This is a genomic window from Schlesneria paludicola DSM 18645 (assembly GCF_000255655.1).
GTDB lineage: Bacteria > Planctomycetota > Planctomycetia > Planctomycetales > Planctomycetaceae > Schlesneria > Schlesneria paludicola.
Map to the genome: position 1 here is coordinate 1,482,135 of NZ_JH636435.1, position 691 is coordinate 1,482,825.

2 protein-coding genes are annotated in these 691 nt (G+C 53.3%); both read right to left on the reverse strand.

Annotated features, from left to right (window positions below; genetic code table 11):
• The coding region (locus OSO_RS50940) for an IS3 family transposase (RefSeq protein ID WP_162130558.1) at nt 1-325 on the reverse strand (325 nt) is incomplete at its 3' end.
• Between the two features lie 34 nt (nt 326-359).
• Nucleotides 360-691, reverse strand: a 332-nt coding sequence (locus OSO_RS0123760) for a hypothetical protein (protein WP_010585572.1), incomplete at its 5' end; no start/stop codon positions are given.

Genomic DNA, 691 nt, shown 5'->3' on the forward strand with positions numbered 1-691 from the left:
CCTGATTGGGACGCACGATCTCAACATCTCGCAAAAGGTACGGGTAGATCTTGTGCCCGACCGCTCGCTGTGTCGTCCGAGGACTCGGGGCAAGAGACTTAAGCCCCATTTCTCTCAGTAATCGCTGTATTTTCTTGCGATTGACCAACTCACCATGCCGTGCCAGATGAGACACCATCCCGCGACTGCCCAGATGCGGATGTTGGAGATACTGCTCGTCAATCAGTCGCATCAAACGAAGATCTTCTTCGCTCACGCTGACCGGTTCGTAATACACGTTCGAGCGATGCAGGCCCAGCAGCGCGCACTGCCGACGAATGCTCACGAAGCGATCGCTCGGATCAATCCAAGACCGACGTTCAGCCACCGTGCTCGGCCACTTTTTTTTTGAGCCAATCGAGCTCAACCTTCAGTCGACCGATTTGTTCATAGAGCTCTGCGGAACTCGGTTCGTCGGTGGTGGCCTTGCTCGCTGAAGGACTCTCGAAAATCGAAATCGCTCCTTCCAACAGCTGCTTTTTCCAAAGTGCAATCTGCGTCGCATGAACTTTATGAATCGATACCAATTCGCTCGTCGTCTTCAATCCACGAATCGCATCCAAGGCAACTTTCGCCTTAAATGGTCCGTCGAATTTACGTCTGCTCCGAGGCACGGTTGTCTCCCGCTCAATTGCTCGACACGATGCCTCAA